Raw genomic sequence first — 293 nt, 5'->3', positions numbered from 1 at the left:
GCGACTCAGATTCAGATAGCGACTCAGATTCAGACAGCGACTCAGACTCAGATAGTGACTCGGATTCAGACAGCGACTCAGACTCAGACAGCGACTCAGATTCAGACAGCGACTCAGATTCAGACAGCGATTCAGACTCAGATAGCGACTCAGACTCAGATAGTGACTCAGATTCAGACAGCGACTCAGATTCAGACAGCGACTCAGACTCAGATAGTGACTCGGATTCAGACAGCGACTCAGACTCAGATAGCGACTCAGATTCAGACAGCGACTCAGATTCAGATAGCGAT

This window comes from Staphylococcus rostri, assembly GCF_002902145.1.
Taxonomy (GTDB): Bacteria; Bacillota; Bacilli; order Staphylococcales; family Staphylococcaceae; genus Staphylococcus; species Staphylococcus rostri.
Note: the sequence above shows the minus strand (reverse complement) of the source record.